This window comes from Petrocella sp. FN5, from assembly GCF_029210395.1.
Taxonomy (GTDB): Bacteria; Bacillota; Clostridia; order Lachnospirales; family Vallitaleaceae; genus Petrocella.
Genome location: NZ_JARGDP010000177.1, coordinates 1 through 1,503 on the forward strand (window position 1 = coordinate 1; position 1,503 = coordinate 1,503).

Below are 1,503 nucleotides of genomic sequence, written 5' to 3' on the forward strand. Positions count from 1 at the left end.
TAAGTAACCTTTATATAAAAAGTATATAAAAGCACTTAATATTTAGAATAAGAGATTCTATTCATCGTAGGTCAAAAAATAAAGCATACTTTAAGTCATTATTTAATAGATCCTTGTATAACACCATCAATAACAAATCTTTGCAAAAACAAATACACAAACAGGATTGGAAGAATAACCAGTAACACAGCCGGTAAAAACATTTCATAATCCGAACTAAATGTTCCTTGAAAAATCCTGATGGCCAAAGGCAAAGTAAATCCTTTTGGTCCTCCATTTTGTAGAATCAGGGATGGTAATAAAAAGTCATTCCAAATCCATAAAATATCCAATATGGCTATGGTTACAGTGGTCGGCTTCAAAATCGGGAAAATAATCTTAAAAAACATTTGTCTTTTGTTACACCCGTCAATCAATGCTGCTTCTTCAAGCTCCAGCGGGATGCTTTTTATAAAACCATGGTATATAAAAATGGCAAGTGGTGCTCCGAATCCAATATACATAAAAATGAGTGTTGTGTGTGGGTAAGACTGAATCAATCCTAATTCACTTCCATATATAGATACTAAAGGAATCATAATTGCTTGAAGGGAATACTCATAGATGCAACCAAAGTAAAAAAACAAATTTTACTAAGCTTGGCTTTGCTTCTAACCAAATAATAGGACGACATGGATGAAGATAAGACAATGAGCACCAAACTAAAGACAATAATCTTAAGTGAATTTAAAAAACTGTTCACAAAATTCATACGCTTCATCGCAATCATAAAGTTATCGAAGCTAATCCCCGTTGGTAATGATAATGGTGATTGAATGATTTGTGCATTTGTTTTGAACGCATTAAGCACCAATAGGATAAAAGGTAAAAAGAATGCCAACATCAAAACCGTCAAGACTATATAAATAATTATATTTATAAACTTTTTTTTCATCGTCATTACGCTTCAACCTCCAACCTCTTACTGAAGTATACTTGTAACATCGTACTTGCTGCAACAATGAGGAATAAGGTGAAAGCTTCTGCTTGACCAAGACCATAATCAAAATGTACAAAGGCTTTATTATAAACGTGCATAGAGGATAAAACCGTGCTGCCAAATGGACCGCCTTGTGTTAAAGCTAAGTTGACATCATAAACCATAAAGCCCCTTTGGAGAGATAAAAAGATTGTAACAATAAAGGCGGCACCATGAGTGGTAATGTAATCCTTGTTAAAGTATACCATCTGTTTGCGCCATCAATCTTAGCTGCTTCCAGTACATCTTTTGGAATGTTAATCAATCCTGCAATTAATATAATCATCATATAACCGGCATATTGCCAGACTGAGACTATCACCAATGCCCAAAAGGCTAAGTTTTCGTCGCCTAACCATGTTTTACTAAATATTAAAATCTCATATTTTTGCCCCAGGGTTACAAAGAAATTGTTAAATACAAACCGCCAAATAAAACCAAGTACCAAACCACCTATAAGGTTGGGTGTGAAAAACATGGTTCTA

4 protein-coding genes are annotated in these 1,503 nt (G+C 34.0%); all 4 read right to left on the bottom strand.

Annotated elements, in window-relative coordinates; translation table 11 throughout:
- Window positions 1-98: 98 nt before the first annotated feature.
- On the bottom strand, window positions 99-578 hold the full coding sequence (locus P0N36_RS15290; RefSeq protein ID WP_275843751.1) for a carbohydrate ABC transporter permease: 480 nt from the start codon (window positions 576-578) through the stop codon (window positions 99-101).
- Window positions 575-940 carry a hypothetical protein gene (locus tag P0N36_RS15295; RefSeq protein WP_275843752.1) on the bottom strand — a complete coding sequence of 122 codons (366 nt, stop codon included), beginning with the start codon at window positions 938-940 and terminating at the stop codon, window positions 575-577. Before P0N36_RS15295 ends, P0N36_RS15290 begins: the two co-directional genes overlap by 4 nt.
- Window positions 940-1,143, bottom strand: coding sequence for a hypothetical protein (locus tag P0N36_RS15300; protein WP_275843754.1), 204 nt, complete (start codon window positions 1,141-1,143; stop codon window positions 940-942). Before P0N36_RS15300 ends, P0N36_RS15295 begins: the two co-directional genes overlap by 1 nt.
- A partial coding sequence (locus P0N36_RS15305) for a carbohydrate ABC transporter permease (protein ID WP_275843755.1) occupies window positions 1,122-1,503 on the bottom strand: 382 nt, incomplete at its 5' end. The genes P0N36_RS15305 and P0N36_RS15300, both read right to left, overlap by 22 nt.